Source organism: Sphingomonas sp. DMC6, from assembly GCF_056314225.1.
The window spans coordinates 484,819-501,474 of the sequence record NZ_JBQUYT010000003.1 but is presented as its reverse complement, the minus strand read 5'-3'; the positions used below and the strand labels follow the sequence as shown (position 1 = coordinate 501,474).

Annotated in this window: 17 protein-coding genes; 10 read left to right on the top strand and 7 right to left on the bottom strand. The window is 66.0% G+C overall.

From position 1 onward, the window contains the following. Nucleotides 1–18: 18 nt before the first annotated feature. Nucleotides 19–1,596, top strand: a complete 1,578-nt coding sequence (serA, locus tag ACT53M_RS09730; RefSeq protein WP_476233005.1) for a phosphoglycerate dehydrogenase — start codon at nt 19–21, stop codon at nt 1,594–1,596. A gap of 22 nt (nt 1,597–1,618) precedes the next feature. Further along, entirely contained in the window at nt 1,619–2,716 is a 1,098-nt protein-coding gene (locus ACT53M_RS09725) for an ATP phosphoribosyltransferase regulatory subunit (RefSeq protein ID WP_476233004.1), read from the top strand. Between the two features lie 43 nt (nt 2,717–2,759). On the opposite strand, the gene ACT53M_RS09720 is transcribed toward ACT53M_RS09725, so the two are convergent. Together ACT53M_RS09720 and glpX are read right to left on the bottom strand one after the other, a co-directional pair. After that, the gene (locus ACT53M_RS09720; protein ID WP_476233003.1) at nt 2,760–4,607 is read right to left on the bottom strand and encodes a CocE/NonD family hydrolase; all 1,848 of its coding nucleotides are present in this window, start codon (nt 4,605–4,607) and stop codon (nt 2,760–2,762) included. A gap of 79 nt (nt 4,608–4,686) precedes the next feature. Further along, complete coding sequence (gene glpX, locus ACT53M_RS09715; RefSeq protein ID WP_476230039.1) at nt 4,687–5,655, bottom strand: class II fructose-bisphosphatase; 969 nt, start codon at nt 5,653–5,655, stop codon at nt 4,687–4,689. 157 nt (nt 5,656–5,812) lie between these two features. On the opposite strand from glpX, the gene ACT53M_RS09710 reads away from it, so the two are divergent. Both ACT53M_RS09710 and ACT53M_RS09705 read left to right on the top strand, forming a co-directional pair. After that, nucleotides 5,813–6,178 (top strand): hypothetical protein, encoded by a 366-nt coding sequence (locus ACT53M_RS09710; protein WP_476233000.1) that lies wholly within the window; start codon nt 5,813–5,815, stop codon nt 6,176–6,178. Nucleotides 6,179–6,246: 68 nt separating this feature from the next. Further along, complete coding sequence (locus ACT53M_RS09705) at nt 6,247–6,591, top strand: hypothetical protein (protein ID WP_476232998.1); 345 nt, start codon at nt 6,247–6,249, stop codon at nt 6,589–6,591. A 23-nt stretch (nt 6,592–6,614) separates the two neighbouring features. On the opposite strand, the gene ACT53M_RS09700 is transcribed toward ACT53M_RS09705, so the two are convergent. The 3 genes from ACT53M_RS09700 to ACT53M_RS09690 form a co-directional block, all read right to left on the bottom strand. Next, on the bottom strand, nt 6,615–7,907 hold the full coding sequence (locus tag ACT53M_RS09700) for a homoserine dehydrogenase (protein WP_476232997.1): 1,293 nt from the start codon (nt 7,905–7,907) through the stop codon (nt 6,615–6,617). Between the two features lie 136 nt (nt 7,908–8,043). Then, a complete protein-coding gene (locus ACT53M_RS09695) occupies nt 8,044–8,994 on the bottom strand; it encodes an isopenicillin N synthase family dioxygenase (RefSeq protein ID WP_476232996.1) in 951 nt (316 codons plus the stop codon). 95 nt (nt 8,995–9,089) lie between these two features. Further along, the gene (locus ACT53M_RS09690; RefSeq protein ID WP_476232995.1) at nt 9,090–9,596 is read right to left on the bottom strand and encodes a hypothetical protein; all 507 of its coding nucleotides are present in this window, start codon (nt 9,594–9,596) and stop codon (nt 9,090–9,092) included. A gap of 107 nt (nt 9,597–9,703) precedes the next feature. Between ACT53M_RS09690 and ACT53M_RS09685 the strand changes: the two genes are divergently transcribed. From ACT53M_RS09685 to ACT53M_RS09665, 5 genes are all read left to right on the top strand, one after another. Then, nucleotides 9,704–10,939 (top strand): multidrug effflux MFS transporter, encoded by a 1,236-nt coding sequence (locus tag ACT53M_RS09685; RefSeq protein ID WP_476232994.1) that lies wholly within the window; start codon nt 9,704–9,706, stop codon nt 10,937–10,939. A gap of 77 nt (nt 10,940–11,016) precedes the next feature. Beyond that, nucleotides 11,017–11,370 carry a DNA primase gene (locus ACT53M_RS09680; protein WP_476232993.1) on the top strand — a complete coding sequence of 118 codons (354 nt, stop codon included), beginning with the start codon at nt 11,017–11,019 and terminating at the stop codon, nt 11,368–11,370. Nucleotides 11,371–11,381: 11 nt separating this feature from the next. After that, entirely contained in the window at nt 11,382–12,002 is a 621-nt protein-coding gene (locus ACT53M_RS09675) for a YdeI/OmpD-associated family protein (protein ID WP_476232991.1), read from the top strand. 69 nt (nt 12,003–12,071) lie between these two features. Continuing rightward, on the top strand, nt 12,072–12,476 hold the full coding sequence (locus ACT53M_RS09670) for an ExbD/TolR family protein (RefSeq protein WP_476232990.1): 405 nt from the start codon (nt 12,072–12,074) through the stop codon (nt 12,474–12,476). Nucleotides 12,477–12,529: 53 nt separating this feature from the next. Further along, on the top strand, nt 12,530–13,153 hold the full coding sequence (locus ACT53M_RS09665) for a nuclear transport factor 2 family protein (RefSeq protein WP_476232988.1): 624 nt from the start codon (nt 12,530–12,532) through the stop codon (nt 13,151–13,153). Nucleotides 13,154–13,164: 11 nt separating this feature from the next. On the opposite strand, the gene ACT53M_RS09660 is transcribed toward ACT53M_RS09665, so the two are convergent. Continuing rightward, the gene (locus ACT53M_RS09660) at nt 13,165–13,416 is read right to left on the bottom strand and encodes a hypothetical protein (protein ID WP_476232987.1); all 252 of its coding nucleotides are present in this window, start codon (nt 13,414–13,416) and stop codon (nt 13,165–13,167) included. Nucleotides 13,417–13,436: 20 nt separating this feature from the next. Between ACT53M_RS09660 and ACT53M_RS09655 the strand changes: the two genes are divergently transcribed. Beyond that, the gene (locus ACT53M_RS09655; RefSeq protein ID WP_476232986.1) at nt 13,437–13,844 is read left to right on the top strand and encodes an acyl-CoA thioesterase; all 408 of its coding nucleotides are present in this window, start codon (nt 13,437–13,439) and stop codon (nt 13,842–13,844) included. Between the two features lie 15 nt (nt 13,845–13,859). Here the strand turns inward: ACT53M_RS09655 and ppc are convergent, their stop codons facing one another. After that, entirely contained in the window at nt 13,860–16,526 is a 2,667-nt protein-coding gene (gene ppc / locus ACT53M_RS09650) for a phosphoenolpyruvate carboxylase (protein WP_476232985.1), read from the bottom strand. Between the last annotated feature and the right edge of the window lie 130 nt (nt 16,527–16,656).

Genomic DNA, 16,656 nt, shown 5'->3' with positions numbered 1-16,656 from the left:
GTGCACAGGAGCATATTCATGCCCAAGGTACTGATTTCCGACAAGATGGATCCCAAGGCCGCGCAGATCTTCCGCGAGCGCGGCGTCGAAGTGGACGAGATCACCGGCAAGACCCCGGACGAACTCAAGGCGATCATCGGCAATTATGACGGCCTCGCCATCCGCAGCTCGACCAAGGTTACCAAGGACATTCTCGAGCACGCGACCAACCTAAAGGTGATCGGCCGCGCCGGCATCGGTGTCGACAATGTCGACATCCCTGCTGCCTCGGCCAAGGGCGTGGTGGTGATGAACACCCCGTTCGGCAACTCGATCACTACTGCCGAGCACGCTATCGCCCTCATGTTCGCGCTCGCCCGCCAGCTGCCCGAGGCCGATGCCTCGACCCAAGCCGGCAAGTGGGAAAAGAACCGCTTCATGGGTGTCGAGCTGACCGGCAAGACGCTGGGCCTGATCGGCGCGGGCAATATCGGTTCGATCGTGGCCGACCGCGCCATTGGCCTGCGCATGCGCGTGATCGCCTATGACCCGTTCCTTACGCCCGAGCGCGCGCTGGAAATGGGCGTCGAGAAAATGACGCTCGACGATCTGCTGCTGCGTGCCGACTTCATCACGCTGCACACCCCGCTGACCGACCAGACCCGTAACATCCTCAGCCGCGAGAATCTGGCCAAGACCAAGAAGGGCGTGCGGATCATCAACTGCGCGCGCGGCGGCCTGATCGACGAGGCGGCGCTGAAGGAAGGGCTGGAGAGCGGCCATATCGCCGGCGCCGCGCTCGACGTGTTCGCGGTGGAGCCCGCCAAGGAGCATCCGCTGTTCGGCACGCCGAACTTCGTTGCCACCCCGCATCTGGGTGCATCGACCACCGAAGCGCAGGTGAATGTCGCGATCCAGGTCGCCGAGCAGCTCGCCGACTATCTGGTCACCGGCGGCGTCACCAACGCGCTCAACGTGCCGAGCCTGTCGGCCGAGGAAGCGCCGCGGCTCAAGCCGTACATGGCGCTGGCCGAGAAGCTGGGCGGCCTGGTCGGCCAGCTTGCGCATGGCGAGCTGTCGAGCATCGCGATCGAGGTCGAGGGTGCGGCGGCCGAGCTCAACCAGAAGCCGATCACCAGCGCGGTGCTCGCCGGGCTGATGCGCGTCCATTCGGACACCGTGAACATGGTCAACGCGCCATTCCTCGCCAAGGAACGCGGGCTCGACGTGCGCGAAGTGCGCCATGATCGCGAGGGCGACTATCACACGCTGGTGCGCGTGACCGTCGGCACCCAGGCGGGCGACCGTTCGGTGGCGGGCACGTTGTTCAGCAACGCGGCGCCGCGTCTGGTCGAGCTGTTCGGTATCAAGGTCGAAGCCGATCTCGCCGGCCACATGCTCTACATCGTCAACGAGGACGCGCCGGGCTTCATCGGTCGCCTCGGTACGACGCTGGGCGAGGCGGGCGTCAACATCGGCACCTTCCACCTCGGCCGCCGCTCGGCGGGCGGTGAGGCGGTGCTGCTGCTCTCGGTGGACGAGGCAGTCGACGAAGCGCTGCTCGCCAAGGTCCGCGCGCTGCCAGGCGTGAAGACCGCCATGGCGCTCGGCTTCTGAACCGATTAGGGGAGGCGGCCATATGACTGGTCTCCTCCCCGAAGGGTTTCACGATCGCCTGCCGCCTGCCGCCGATGCGGCGGCGCGGCTCGAGACGCGCGTGCTGGGTCTCGCGCGTCTCTATGGCTATGAACAGGTCGACCCGCCGCTCGCCGAGTTCGCCGACGAGCTGGCGACGCGGCTGAAAACCGGCGCGGTGCATAATGCCGTGCGCTTCGTCGATCCGGTGTCGCAGCGCAGCCTCGCCATTCGCCCGGACCTGACCGCGCAGGTCGGCCGCATTGCCGCGACGCGGATGGGGCACCATCCGCGGCCGGTGCGTCTCTGCTATGCGGGGCAGGTCCTCAAGCTGAAAGCGCCCGCGCTCGAACCGCGCCGGGCGATGCGCCAGATTGGCTGCGAGCTGATCGGGCGCGACAGCGTTGCTGCGGCGATGGAGATCGTCCGCGTCGCGATCGAGGCGTTGCAATCCGCGGGCGTTGAAGGGCTGGCGATCGATTTTACCTTGCCCGATCTGGTCGATATGCTGGCGGGCGAGACGCTGTCGCCCGAAAAGCTCACCGCATTGCGCGAGCGGCTGGATGCCAAGGACGCCGGCGGCGTCGCCGCGATCGATCCCCAATATCTGCCGCTGATCGAAGCGGCCGGCCCGTTCGACAGCGCGATGGCAAAGCTGCGGGCGACCGATGCGGGCACCGCGCTTGCCAGCCGGATCGACGGACTAGCGACGATTGCCGCGAGCATCCCGGCCGGCGTGGCGCTGACGCTCGACCCGACCGAGCGCCACGGCTTCGAATATCAGACCTGGCTCGGTTTCTCGATCTTCGCGCGCGGCGTGCGTGGCGAGATCGGCCGGGGCGGCACCTATATGGTGGTGCATGATGGCGGCCGTGAGGAACCGGCGGTCGGCTTCTCGCTCTATGCCGATCCGATCCTCGACGCCGGCATGGGCGGCGATGCGCGGCGGCGGCTGTTCCTGCCGTTCGGCACCGACGCGGCGACTGGCGCCGCGCTCCGCGCGCAGGGCTGGGTGACCGTCGCGGCGCTCGAGGCGGCCGACACGCCTGAGGCGCAGCTCTGCACCCATGTGCTACGCGACGGAGTGCCTGTCGCGGTGTGAGGCAGGTCCGTCACCCCGGCGCATGCCGGGGCGACGACATTCGTCAGCGCACCACCGGCAGCGTGACCGCCGATCCCGCGCACACCCGCTGCGTCGCCTTCTGGTAATCCTCGGGTTTGGCCTTGTAGATGTTCGGCACGAACTTCTGCGGGTTACGGTCGATCACCGGGAACCAGCTCGACTGGACCTGCACCATGATCCGGTGCCCCTTCTTGAATACATGGTCGTGGTCGCGCAGCGGGAAATCCCAGGCGGTCACCTGATCGGGGACCAGCGGCGTCGCCTGCTCGAAGCTCTTGAGGTAACGGCCGCGGCGGATCTCCATCGCGATCGGCAGTTCATAGCCGTTCAGCCCCTTGGCATAGGCACCCAGCGCGGTCGGCGACTTTTCATAGTCTTCGGGGAACACATCGATCAGCTTGACGACGAAGTCGCTGTCGGTGCCGCTGGTCGCCGCCATCAGCTTGGCGGTGACGTCGCCGGTGACGGTCAGGTCGTTCTCCAGCGGGGCCGAGACATAGCTGAGCACGTCGGGCCGGTCATCGACGAAGCGTTGGTCCTCCGCCTCCCACCAGCGCCAGTCCGGCGTGGCATAGGTGGCCGACATCGGGTGCGGACGAAACGGTACCGGGCGGGCGGGATCGCTCACATAATCGCGACATCCTTCACCCGCCGCCGGGGCCGTGAAGCTGAGCGAGCCATCGGCGTGCAGGTACAGGCTCGTCGCCTGCGCATTGGCGAGCGGATAGGTCTGATAGGTCTTCCACTGCCACGAACCGGACTGAAAGCTTTTCAGCGCGAAATCGGGTTTCTCGCCCTTGCCGTGCAGCCAATAGGCGAAGAACGGCGCCTCGATCTGCTCGACAAACTGGGTACCGCTATCGACGCCGAACGGAATGCGGCCCAGGCTGTTCGCCGGCGACTGCCAGGTGCCGTGCGCCCACGGGCCGGCCACCATCAGTGCCAGCTTGTTCGGATCGTTCTGGCGCTGCTTGAACCAGATCTGCCAGCTCCCCCACGGATCTTCCTGGTCCCAGTAGCCGGCGACGTTGAGCGTCGGAACGGTCGTCTTGCCGAGTGCATTCGACCAGACCTGCTTCTTCCAATGCTCGTCATAATCGGGGTGCTCGATCATCTCGCGATAGCGCGGCACCCGGCCCTTGAAATATTTCTTCTCGATCTCGTCGGGCGAACCCGCCTGCAGGAACCACGCATAGGTGTCGTAGCGGTTGTACAGGTCGATGCCGGCATTGGTCTTGTCGGCCTGCAGGCTGTTCACCCAGTCGCTGGCATAGGTGAGCCGCATCGCGCCCCAGCGGTGGAGGTCGTCGTTCTTCCAGTAATCGATCCACGCCGCCTGCGGGCTGGTCGCCTTCAGCGCCGGATGCGGCTTTGCCAGCGCAACCGCTGCGGTGAAGCCGGGATAGGAGACGCCCCACATGCCGACCTTGCCGTTGTTCGGCTTCACATTCTTCACCAGCCAGTCGATTGAGTCATAGGCGTCGGTCGCCTCGTCGGTCGCGCCCTTGCCGGTCTTCACTTCGGTCGAAAGCGTGAAGGGGCCACCCTCGGACTTGAACCGGCCGCGCATGTCCTGGAACACGAAGATATAGCCGTCGCGTACCAGCGGCGCCCAGCTACCCGGCACGCGCTCGGGGGCGGCTGCAGGCGTGCCATAGGGCGTGCGCTGGAACAGGATCGGCAGCGGAACCTTGGCATCGCGCGGGCGCAGGATGACGGTGTGCAGCTCCACCCCGTCACGCATCGGGATCATCGCCTCTTCAAAGGTGAAGGGCGCCTCGGATGCGGCAGGTGCGGCCTGCGACGGCGCGGCGGCGGCCAGTGGTGCGGCAAGCGCCGCGAGAGCTACGGTAATCAGCCAGTGCCGCATCGATTCATCCCCCTGAGGTCAGGGTGACTTGGTGCGGCAAGACGCCGCCGGGATCAAGCCGGCGGCGTCGGATCGCGGATCAGTCGATCCGGTGTTCGCCCTTCACCCAGCGCACGGTGCCCGAGCTGGCGCGCATCACCACGCTTTCGGTGGTCATCTTGCCGCGCACACGCTTTACGCCCGACAGCAGCGAACCGTCCGTCACGCCCGTAGCCGCGAAGATACAGTCGCCCTTGGCGAGTTCGTCCAGATTATAGACCTTGTCGAGGTCTTCGATGCCCCATTTCCGCGCCCGTGCGCGCTCATCCTCGTTGCGGAAGACCAGCCGGCCCTGGAATTGGCCGCCGACGCAGCGCAGTGCCGCGCAGGCCAGTACGCCCTCCGGCGCTCCGCCCTGGCCCATATAGACGTCGATCGTCGTCGCCGGGTCGCTGGTCGCGATGACACCGGCGACGTCGCCGTCCGGGATGAGCATGATGCCGCAGCCGACCGCGCGCAGTTCCGCGATCAGCTTTTCGTGGCGCGGCCGATCCAGCACGCAGGCGATGATTTCGTTCGGCTTCACGCCCTTGGCGGCTGCGATCGCCTCGATATTTTCGGTCGGGGTCCGGGTCAGATCAATCACGCCCTGCGGATAGCCGGGGCCGACGGCGATCTTGTCCATGTAGACATCGGGCGCGTTGAGCAGGTTGCCCTGTTCGGCCACCGCCAGCACGGCGAGGGCATTCGGCCCCGCTTTGGCGGTGATCGTGGTGCCTTCCAGCGGATCGAGCGCGATGTCGATCTTGGGGCCTTTGCCGATCGCCGAACCGACCTTTTCGCCGATATAGAGCATCGGCGCCTCGTCGCGCTCACCCTCGCCGATCACCACCGTACCGTCCATGTAAAGCTGGTTGAGCGCCTCGCGCATCGCTTCGACGGCGGCATGGTCGGCGGCCTTTTCGTCGCCCCGGCCGATCAGGCTGGATGCGGCGATGGCCGCAGCCTCGGTGACGCGCACCATTTCGAGGACGAGAACGCGGTCGAGAATATTGCTGGTATTCGGCATCGGATCGGATGTCCTCCGTGGCTTTGTGGGCGCGATAGGAGCGCGAAACCGCGCTGTCGAGGATGCTAACGTTGTCACCGCCCCTCCGGCATCAACTTGCCTCGATTTTGCCCTTTGTACGGATATACTCGCGCCATTCCGCACCGGAGTGACGCCCATGCCTCCCCTGCTTTTTCTGCTGCTGCTTCAGGACGCTACCAGCCCCACCATAACCGCCGCGCTGGCGCGGTACCGTGCCGATACCCATGCCGGCATTTCCTGCCCGACTGCCACCGAGCAGGGCGAAGTGGTGGTGTGCGCACTGCGCACTGCGGATCGCTACCGCGTGCCGTTCGTCACGGCCACGAGCGGGCGGGACGATCCCAATGCGCGGCTGGAGCGATTGCTGGGCGATCCGGTGGTGCAGGGCATCACCCCATGCGGCGAAGGCCTTTTCACCGTAAAGTGCGGCAAGGTCGGCATTACCGCGTCGACCAGCTTCGACGGCAAGACCCGGCTGGTCACGCGCCCCCTGGCGCCCTGACGCCAGGCGCCTGCAACTCTCCTCCTGCTTCGGCGTTGGCGGCCCCAGGCGGGGAACAGGAGGGATCGATGTTGTTGATTCTGCTTGCGCTCCATGTGGCCGGCGCGATGCCGCAACGTGCGTCCGAACGCGCAGCCCATCCGTCTCCGCCAGTGCGCGTCCGCACGGTCCGTGCCCGGCTGCCGCAAAACGCGGCCAAGCGCACAGCGCTGCACCCGCTGCTGACGGCGTGCGATCTGGCACGCGATTGCGGCCGTACCGATCCGGCGGCGCGCTATCGCGTTGCGGCGTCAGCGGAACGGATCGTTGATCCGCGGCTGGAAATGGTACGCCCCACCGGCCCGGAATGCGGGCTAACCGGTATGCCGGTGTGTCCGGGCCATGGTCGGCGGGTGCTGCGACTCGCCTATTAGGCGCCGGTCAGGCGTCGAGCCGATCAAGCGTCCAGAATGTGCATCCACATCGGCTCGCCCGTCAGGCTTTGCGAGCCGCGCAGCTTTTCCAGCGCCTGGGCGATGCTGCGCTCGGGCGCCTCGTGGGTGACGATGGCCACCAGCGCGCTGCCGTCTGGGCTGACGCCGCGCTGGATCAGGCTTTCGATCGACACGCCGGAGTCGCGCATCGCGGCCGCGATTTCGGCGAGCACGCCAACCCGGTCGGCAACGGTGAAGCGGACATAGGAGCGCCCGCGCCGCTCGCCGCTGTCGGCGGCGGGCTGGGCGGCAAGCGCTGCCGCGGGCATCGCATAAGGCGGGCCATATTCGCCGCGCGCAATGTCGATCAGATCGGCGACCACGGCGCTCGCCGTGGGGCCGTCGCCGGCGCCCGCGCCCTGGAATAGCAGCCGGCCGACGAAATTGCCTTCTGCCACGACGGCGTTGGTCGATCCGGTCACATGCGCCAGCGGGTGGCTGAGCGGCACGAGATGCGGATGCACGCGCTGGAACAGGCCATGCGCGCCCGCATCGGCGATGCCGAGCAACCGCACGCGATAGCCGAGCGTCGCCGCTTCAGCGATGTCGGCGGCCAAGATATGGCGGATTCCGCTCGCCTTCAGGTCGCCGAATGCTGGCTGGGTGCCGAAGGCGAGGCTGGCGAGGATCGACAGCTTGTGCGCGGCGTCGATACCGTCGATGTCGAAGGTGGGATCGGCCTCGGCATAGCCCAGCGCCTGCGCCTCGGCGAGAATCTCGGCGAAGTCGCGCCCCTCGGCCTCCATCTTCGACAGGATGAAATTGCAGGTGCCGTTTAGGATGCCGTAGACGCGGCTGATCGCGTTGGCGGCCGCGCCTTCGCGCAGCCCCTTGATGACCGGTACGCCGCCCGCCACGGCAGCCTCGAACTTCAGCGCGACCTGCGCGGATTCGGCGGCGGCGGCGAGTTCTAGTCCGTGATGCGCGATCATCGCCTTGTTGGCGGTGACGAAGCTTTTGTTCGCACCCAGCGCGGCGCGGGCCAGCGCCAGCGCCGGGCCGTCGGACCCGCCGACCAGTTCCACCACCACATCGGCGCGCGCATGGCGGGCGAGTTCGATCGGATCGTCGACCCAGTCGAAGCGGCCGAGATCGATGCCGCGATCCTTGTTCCGGTCGCGGGCGGAAACGGCGACGACTTCGATCCGCCGGCCGGCGCGGCGCGCGATCAGATCGGCATTGGCGTCGAGCAGGCGAATCACGCCGCCGCCCACGGTTCCTAGCCCCGCCAGTGCCACGCGCAACGCTTCCGCCATTCGATTTTCCTTCAATTCCACTTGTGAAGGCGGCGGCCGGACGTTTCCGCCCGGCCGCCGCCCTTTCGCCCCTAGCGCCTTCCTTCCGCAGAAGGAAAGACAGATTTAGTCGCACAGGCGCACCTGCACGCGCCTTTTATTTCTTGATCAGCCCGATTTCGACCAGCCGCTCGTGCAGATAGTCGTGCGCGGTGATCGGCTCGGGATAGCGGTTCGGATTTTCCGCACTGATGCAGCCCGGCAGCGTCTTGATCAGGAAATCGGGCGCCGGATGCAGGAAGAACGGCATGGAATAGCGCGAATGGCCGCGCCGCTCGGCCGGGGGATTAACGACGCGGTGGGTCGTCGAGGGCAGCACATGGTTGGTCAGCCGCTGCAGCATGTCGCCGACATTGATGACCATCGCGCCTTCGGGCGGCTTGATTGCCATCCATTTGCCGTCGCGGTCGAGCAGTTCCAGCCCGGCTTCCTCGGCACCGAGCAGCAGGGTGATGAGGTTGATGTCCTCATGCGCACCGGCGCGGACTTCGGGCGCATCGGCATCGACCGGCGGATAATGGAGCAGGCGCAGTACCGAATTGCCGCCCTTTACCGCGGAGTCGAACCAGTCCGGCGCCAAGCCCAGATAGCGCGCCACCGCCGACAGCAGCTTGTCGCCGGCCGTATCGAAGGCGGTGAACAGCTCGACGAAGGTGTCGCGAAAGCCCTCGGGCCGGGCCGGCCAGATGTTTGGCGCCATGTCCTTTTCGAAGCGGTGGCCCGCCGCCAGCTCGCGGCCGACATGCCAGAATTCCTTCAGGTCGACATGCGTCGCGCCCTTGGCGATCTCGGTCTTGAACGGCGTATAGCCACGCGCGCCACCGCCGCCGGGGACGTAATAGCCGCGCTTTTCCTCCTCGGGCAGATCGAAGAACGCCTTGGTGATCGACCATGCACGGTCGATCAGCGGCTGCGGCACGCCATGGTCGCGCACCACCGCAAACCCGAACCGCTGAAAGGACTGGCCAAACGCCTGGGCAAAGCCCTCCGGGTCGCTCGCCTGCGCCTTCAGCGAAAGCGCCGGAATTTCGGCGAGACTTTCCAACATTCCATATTCTCCGAGCACAAAAGCCTGTGGTTAGACCTGCCACCGGCCCTGCAACAAGATTGGGAGGTTCCCCAGGTGCCCAGCCTTGCCGCAGATCAACGGCCGACCTGCATCAGCCCCTTGGTCTTGCCGTCACCAGCGGCGGAAAGCTGTAGGGCGAAAGGCTGGCCGTCATCGGTGGTGCCGAACAGATTATCGTCGCGCGTGCCGACCTTGAAGCCTTGCTTCGTCATATTGTCGCGGAACCAGTCGCGCACCGTGGCCGGCGCGGCGGGACTTTCGAATTCGACCAGCACCTGGCCGTCATCGTCCTTGTCCGCCTTGTCGCCGCCGTCCTTGCCGTTGATGCGCAGATTCTTGAGCGTCGATCCCGGATAGAGCGTCACGCCGTCAATGTCGAAGTCCTTGGCGGAAAGCGCCATTTTCGGCAGGGTGATCGAGCCTTGCACGCCCGGAGCCTTGATCTGCACGCGGCCGTTCGCATCGGTGGCGATCACTGCATTGCCGTCACTGTCATTGCCGCCTTCGATGGAAATGCTGCCGCTGCCGTTGCAGGCCGAAAGCAGCAGAAGGGCGGCGGCGGGGACGATTGGGCGAAGCATCGGTATCTCCTGCGGGGCAGTCACGCTGGCTGCACTGTTGCCCTAGAAGCCGGAACGTCAACCCGAAAAGGGGTGACGCAGGCGTCGGACTGGGCCATGTCCCCGCCATGCACGCGCCGCACCTCACAACGCAATCCGCGAACCGCGCGCCATTGCGTTTTGGCGAGTTCGTCGCGCTGGCGGCGGCGTTGATGGCGCTGACGGCGCTGGGAATCGATTCGATGCTGCCCGCCCTGCCGGCGATCGGCGACAGCATGGGCGTGTCTTCGGCCAACCATCGCCAGTTTGTGATCACGGCCTTTCTGATCGGCTTTGCAGTGGCGCAGCTGCTCTATGGTCCGCTGTCCGATCGATTCGGCCGGCGGCCGGTGCTGATGGCGGCGCTGGGCTGTTATGTCGGTACCAGTGCCATCGCCGCGCTGGCGCACAGCTTTCCGCTACTGCTTGCGGCGCGCGTGGCGATGGGTACCGCCGCCGCCGGATCGCGCGTGGTAACGGTGGCGCTGGTGCGCGATTGCTATGCCGGCCGGGCCATGGCGCGGGTGATGAGCTTGGTATTCATCGTTTTCATGGCCGCGCCGATCTTCGCGCCGGCAATAGGGCAGGGAATCCTTGGTGCAGGCGGATCGTGGCGCACGATCTTCTGGGGCATAGGCGCAATCGCCAGCATCATCCTGTTGTGGTTCGCGCTGCGAATGCCCGAGACGCTGTCGGCCGAAAACCGCCAGTCGCTCCACCCCGCGCGCGTGATCGGCGACTATGGCCTGATGCTGCGCGATCGGGCGGCGGTGGGCTATACGATCGCGACGGCGCTGCTTTCGGGCGCGCTGTTCGGGTTCATCGGCTCGATCCAGCAGGTGATGGCCGATGTGTTCGGGCGACCCGAATTGCTGACCGTCCTCTTCGCCGGCGTGGCGAGCACGATGGCGGTTGGTTCATTCGTAAATTCACGGATCGTCATGCGCCTAGGCATGCGCGCGATTTCGCACAACGCACTCGCACTGCTCACCCTTTTTGCCGGGCTGCATCTGCTGGTGACGCTGACGGGACTGGAGACGCTTTGGAGCTTCGCGCTGCTGCAGGCGGCGATGATGGCGTGCTTCGGCCTCGCCACCTCCAATTTCTCAGCGCTCGCGATGGAGAAAATGGGCGAGATTGCCGGCACCGCCTCCAGCCTGCAGGGCTTCGTCACCACGCTGGCCGGCGCGCTGATCGGCGCTGCGATCGGCCAGGCGTTCGATGGCACGACCATCCCCCTGTATAGCGGATTCTTCCTAATGGGTGGCCTATCGCTGCTGGTAGTAGCGATTACCGAGCGCGGACGGCTGTTCCGGCCGAGTTGACGGAACGGACCCGGCAGCACGCCGTTGGCGCTATCGGCCCCGGCGATTCTTGCCGGGCACAGGCGGAGGGACGTGCGATGGGCGGCCATCAGGTGACGGGACATGGACCCGGTGACGACGGCTATGACGCGGAAGGCTATGACGAAAGCCAGCGCGCCGAAATTCTGGAAGTGACCGGCGACGGCCCGGATGACGGGTCGCTGCTGACCGACATCAATCCGGATCTGGGCGGCAACGAGGATGACGACGACGATCTCGACGACCTGACCATGGAAGACGACGAAGTCGGCGAGGAAGATGACGATCTCGATATCGACGAAGACGATCTGGACGAAGACGACATCCAGGACGATTTCGATGACGCGGATATCGATGAAGACGATCTCGACGCCGAACTCGACGATGCAGACGAAGACGCACTCAAGCCTTGAAGCTTGACGGCATGGCGCGCGCGACCGAGCATCGCCGCGCCATGCCTAAGGATCCGCGAGTCGACGCCTATATCGAAACCAGCGCTGACTTTGCGCGACCCATTTTGTCGTGGTTGCGCGATCGCGTGCATGCGGCCGTGCCGGAGACGACCGAATCGATAAGATGGTCGCGCCCCGCTTTTCTGATTGGTGGCCGCACCTTCGCGCTGATGGTCGCTTTCAAGAATCACGCCCGGTTCGGCCTTTGGGAACGTGGCGCGGCGGAAGGCGAGACAGTGGCGCAGTTCCGCCATCTGCTCTCGCTTTCAGACTTGCCCGATGCTCCGACCCTGGAGGCGATGATCCGGGCAACCGCGCTACGGACCGAACGCGGGGAGCGGCCGGCCCGTCCCCCGCGCGCACCCCGGCCGGAGGCCGACGTTCCGGCGGAACTCGCCGCTGCCCTGGCGGGCGATGCTGCGGCCGACGCAACGTTTCGCGCCTTTCCGCCCAGTTGCCGCCGCGAATATTGCGAATGGATCGAAGAGGCGAAGCGCCCCGAGACGCGCGCCCGCCGCGTCGCCGAAGCGATCGAATGGATGCGTGAGGGCAAACGCCGCAACTGGAAATATGCCAAAGGCGCAGGCGGCTGATCATCTTCCAGCGGTTGCGCGCCGGACATCGTGTGATACGTTGCATCATCACTGCGAGAGGATGATGCCATGCCGAAGCGTATCGAAATCGCCGACCCCGCACCGATTGGCGCGATCAACGTCACGCCATTCATCGACGTGATGCTGGTGCTGCTGATCGTGATGATCCTCAGCATGCCGATGGCCACGCACAAGGTGCCGGTCGATCTGCCGACAGCTGGTGCCCGGCCGGTCGATTCGGCCAGCCACCGGCTCGCGATCGATCGCGACGGCGCGCTCCATTGGGACGGCGCGGCAATTACCGATGCGGCACTGCCGGCGCGGCTGGAGGCGCTGCGCCAGGATGCAGCGGTGCTGCAGCTCCAGACCGATCCGGAAGCGCGCTACGACCGGTTCGATGCGGTGCTGGCCACGGTCAAGCGTGCGAATATCGAAAAGCTGGGCTTTGTCGGGAACCACCCGCTGACCAACTGAGGAACCCGCGCATCCGGTTTTTCGTTCGCCGTGCAAGCGATGGAGAGGACCGGATGCGCCTGATTTCCCTGTTCTGCATTGGCGCGCTGGCCGCCTGTTCAAGCCAGCCCCCGGAACAGCCGGCGGCAAATGCCACGAGCGCAGCTGCCGACGCGGCGGTCAACCAGACGGCGCCCCCTGCACGCCAGATCGGCAACGAGCAGGAAGCCGTTTCGCCCGTTGCGCCGGGCCAGCCGGGTGGGCTTGTCGACGACCGCACACCAGTGTCCGAAGGTAGCTTCGCTCCCGATAGCGCGCAGAGTGCCGCCGCGGTCGTGCAAAATTATTACGCGCTCATCGAAGCGGGGCGCTATCAGCAGGCCCGGGCGCTGTGGAGCGACAATGGCGAGGCTTCGGGCGCCGACCCGGCGCAGTTCGCGGCCGGCTTCACGGCGTATGCCGAATATCACGCCCAGATCGGCGCGCCGGGGCAGATCGAGGCAGGCGCCGGCCAACGCTATGTCACCGTGCCGGTGCAGGTCTATGGCCGGATGAAAGCCGGGGGAAAGCCTTTCCATCAGCTCGGCGAAGTTACGCTCCACCGCACCGGTGATATTGAAGGCGCGACGCCGGAGCAGCGCCAGTGGCGGATCCGCGCGATAAAATTCAACCGTGATCCGGGTGCGCCCGCGTCCTGAACCCGGCGGCTTTAGTTGCCGATGGCATTTTCCACCGTTGCCATATCGGCGCTGTTGATGGGCTGACCCCAGGCGTCGACAGTGGGGCTTGGCTGCGGCTTGGGCTTGGCGTGGGTGTCGATGCCGGAGATGCTAACCGCCGTCCACAGCACGCCCGCAGCCCAGAACAGCGCAGACCAGCGGCTGCGAAAAATCTGGGCGGGGCGGCGCGGAAACATGGCTTCACTATCCAGGCGCACCATGAAGGCTGCGCTTCCGAACATGGTTACGCTAGGGTTCGCAGATGCGCCGTTTTCGCCAGACCATCATCGCCACGCCCGAGGACATTGACGAACTGGGCCATGTCAACAATGCCATATGGGTGCGCTGGATCCAGGACATCGCCGTTGCCCATTGGCAGGCAGTCGCGCGCGCGGAGGAACAGGCCACCTGCATCTGGGTCGTGACGCGGCACGAGATCGATTATCGCGGCAATCTGCGTGCTGGCGAGACTGTCACCGCAGAAACCTGGGTGGCAGAAGCGCCACGCGGGGCGCGCTTCGATCGCCATGTCCGCTTCACCGGCACGGACGGCAAGGTTCGGGTGGAGGCGAAAACCACCTGGGCGCTGATCGACCGGGAGAGCGGGCGGCTGCTTCGCGTGCCACAGGCAATGGCGGCGCGGTTTCTGGACGAGGGCGCTGCGGCATAGCCGCAGCCCGATCCCCTAGCCGCTGTTGCGAAGCGCCGTCGCGATCGCGTTGATCGACAGCAATATGCCCTCGCCGATCCGCGGATCGTCTTCCCCGGCGCGGTGGCGCTTCATCAGCTCGATCTGGAGCAGGTTGAGCGGCTCGATATAGGGCAGGCGCAGCCGGATCGAGGTCTCCAGCGGCGGATGCTTTTCGAGCAGCCGGGTCTGGCGCGTTACCTGGAGCAGGCCGTCGTGCGTCTGGTCCCAGCCGCTGCGGATACGGTCGAACACCGCCTCGCGCAGCTCGGTATCCTCGACCAGCGCCGCATAATGCGCGGCGATGCCCATGTCCGACTTGGCCAGCACCTGTTCCATATTGTCCAGCGTCGCGCGGAACAGCGGCCAGGCGCTCGCCATTTCGCGCAGCAGCCCCTTGTCCTCGAACGCCTCCAGCGCCGCACCGACGCCGTACCAGCCCGGCAGCATCACCCGCGCCTGTGCCCAGCTGAACACCCAGGGGATGGCGCGCAGATCCTCAATCGCATCGGTCTTCTTGCGGCTCGCGGGGCGCGAGCCGATCTTCAGGCCGGCAATCTCGGCGATCGGCGTCATCTGCCGGAAGAAGGTGGTGAAACCGGGCGTCTCATAGACCAGCCCGCGATAGGCGCGGAACGCGGTGTCGGAGAGTTGGTCCATCGCCGCTGCGAACCGTGCGGCATCGGCGGGCGCCAGCTTTTCCGGCTCCAGGCTGGCGAGCAGGGTTGCCGATGCCATCGCCTCCAGATTGGTCATCGCGCTTTCGCGGCTGCCATATTTTGCGGCGATCACTTCGCCCTGTTCGGTAATACGGATCCGCCCCTGCACCGTGCCCGGCGGCTGGGCGAGAATCGCCGAGAAGCTCGATCCGCCACCGCGCCCCACGGCGCCGCCGCGGCCGTGGAACAGCTGCATGGCGATGCCGGCTTGCTCGAACACTGGCTTGAGCGCGGTCGAGCCCCGGCTCAGCTGCCAGGTGGAGGTGAGATAACCGCCATCTTTGTTCGAATCGGAATAGCCGATCATCACTTCCTGATGCCCGCGCGCCGCGGCAATTGCAGCGACTTCGGGCAGGTTCAGCCAGGCTTCCATGATCGCCGGCGCGCTTTCCAGATCGCCGATCGTCTCGAACAGCGGGATCGCCATGATGTGCGCCTGCGGGGTCTCGCCAGGCACGTAGAGCCCGGCTTCCTTGAGCAGGATGTGGACCTCGAGCAGGTCCGACACCGACTGCGCCATCGATACGATGTAATGGCGGATACAGTCGCGGCCATAGCGGGCATGCGCCGCCGCCGCTTCGCGCACGATCGCCAGTTCGGAGGCTGTTTCTTCCGAATAAGCGGCATAGGGGCTGGTGAGCGGGCGGGCGTTGGCCAGCTCACGCCGCAGCAGGGCGATTCGCGCCTCCTCGTCGAGCGCCGCATAGTTTTCGCACACGCCCGCCGACTGGAGCAGTTCGGCGACGACGCGCTGATGCACCGCGCTGTTCTGGCGCATATCGAGCGTGGCGAGGTGGAAACCGAACGTCTCGACCGCGCGGATCAGCCGGCCGAGCGCGCCGCCTGTCGCCAGCGGGCCACCATTGGCAAGGCCGCGTGCGATGGCGACAAGGTCTTCGCGAAACGCTGTGGGATGGTCATAGGGCGCGGCGGGAATGGGCGAGGGCCGTGCCGGCCGCCGCCCGACCAGCTTTTCGTGCGTCGCGGAAAGGCGCGCATAGATGCCGGTCAGCGCGCGGCGATAGGGTTCGTCGCTGCGGCTCTTGCCGGTATCGCCACTTGCTTCGGCCAGCGCGATGACTGCCTCCGGCACCTCGGCATGTTCGGTCGAGATCGACAACTCCGCGCCCAGCGCATGGACCGCGTCGAGATAATGGTCGAGCACCGTTTCCGCCGCACGCGCGAGCGCCAGCCGCATCGAATCGGCAGTGACAAAGGGATTGCCGTCGCGGTCGCCGCCGATCCAGCTGCCGGGGCGCAGAAAGCTCGGCGTGCGGTCGCCCAGGGCTCGATCCCACCGCGCATAGAGCGCGGGCAGCACGGGCAGGAACACATCGCGGAAATAGGATAGCGCCGTCTCCACCTCGTCCGGCACGCCCAGCTTCTCCCGGCGAAGCACCCGCGTCTGCCACAGCAGCGCAATCTGGCGCAGAATGGCTTCTTCCACCTGATCACCATCCGGCGTTTCCGCCACGCCCTGATCGCGCAGGCGCATCAGTTCGGCGATACGGTTCTTGTGGTCGATCATCGACTTGCGCCGCACCTCGGTCGGGTGGGCGGTCAATACCGGGCTGACCAACGCGTGGTCGAGCAACGCCATCACCGGTTCGCGTCCGATCCCCGCCGCCGCCAGCCGTTCGAGCGCGGCCGCGACATCGGCGTCCTTTTCGGTGGCGACACCCTGCCGGTCCTCAGCGAGATTGGCTAGCATCGAGAAGAGCATGAATCCGCGGACGAAATCGAGCGTCTCGTCCAGCGTGAGCCTGTCCAACCCAGAATCGATCGCGGTCGCACCGGCGACCCCGCGATGGCGATCGACGGAAGTCGCGCGGATATATTCGATTCGCTTGAACAGCGCCTCGCCACCATAGACGCGGATGACGTCGCCGAGCAGCCGGCCGAGGAAGCGGATGTCGGGATTGTTGGTGATTGCGATACTGGCCATGGGCGCAATTGCTGCACCGCGGAAACGCAGGGGTCAACCGGGCTCCGCAACAGAAATACGGCGAGCGCCGGGCGCCAGCAAATTTGTTACGAAAACTGCTATGGCGAAGACTGATCTGTTCAGCTGGGCA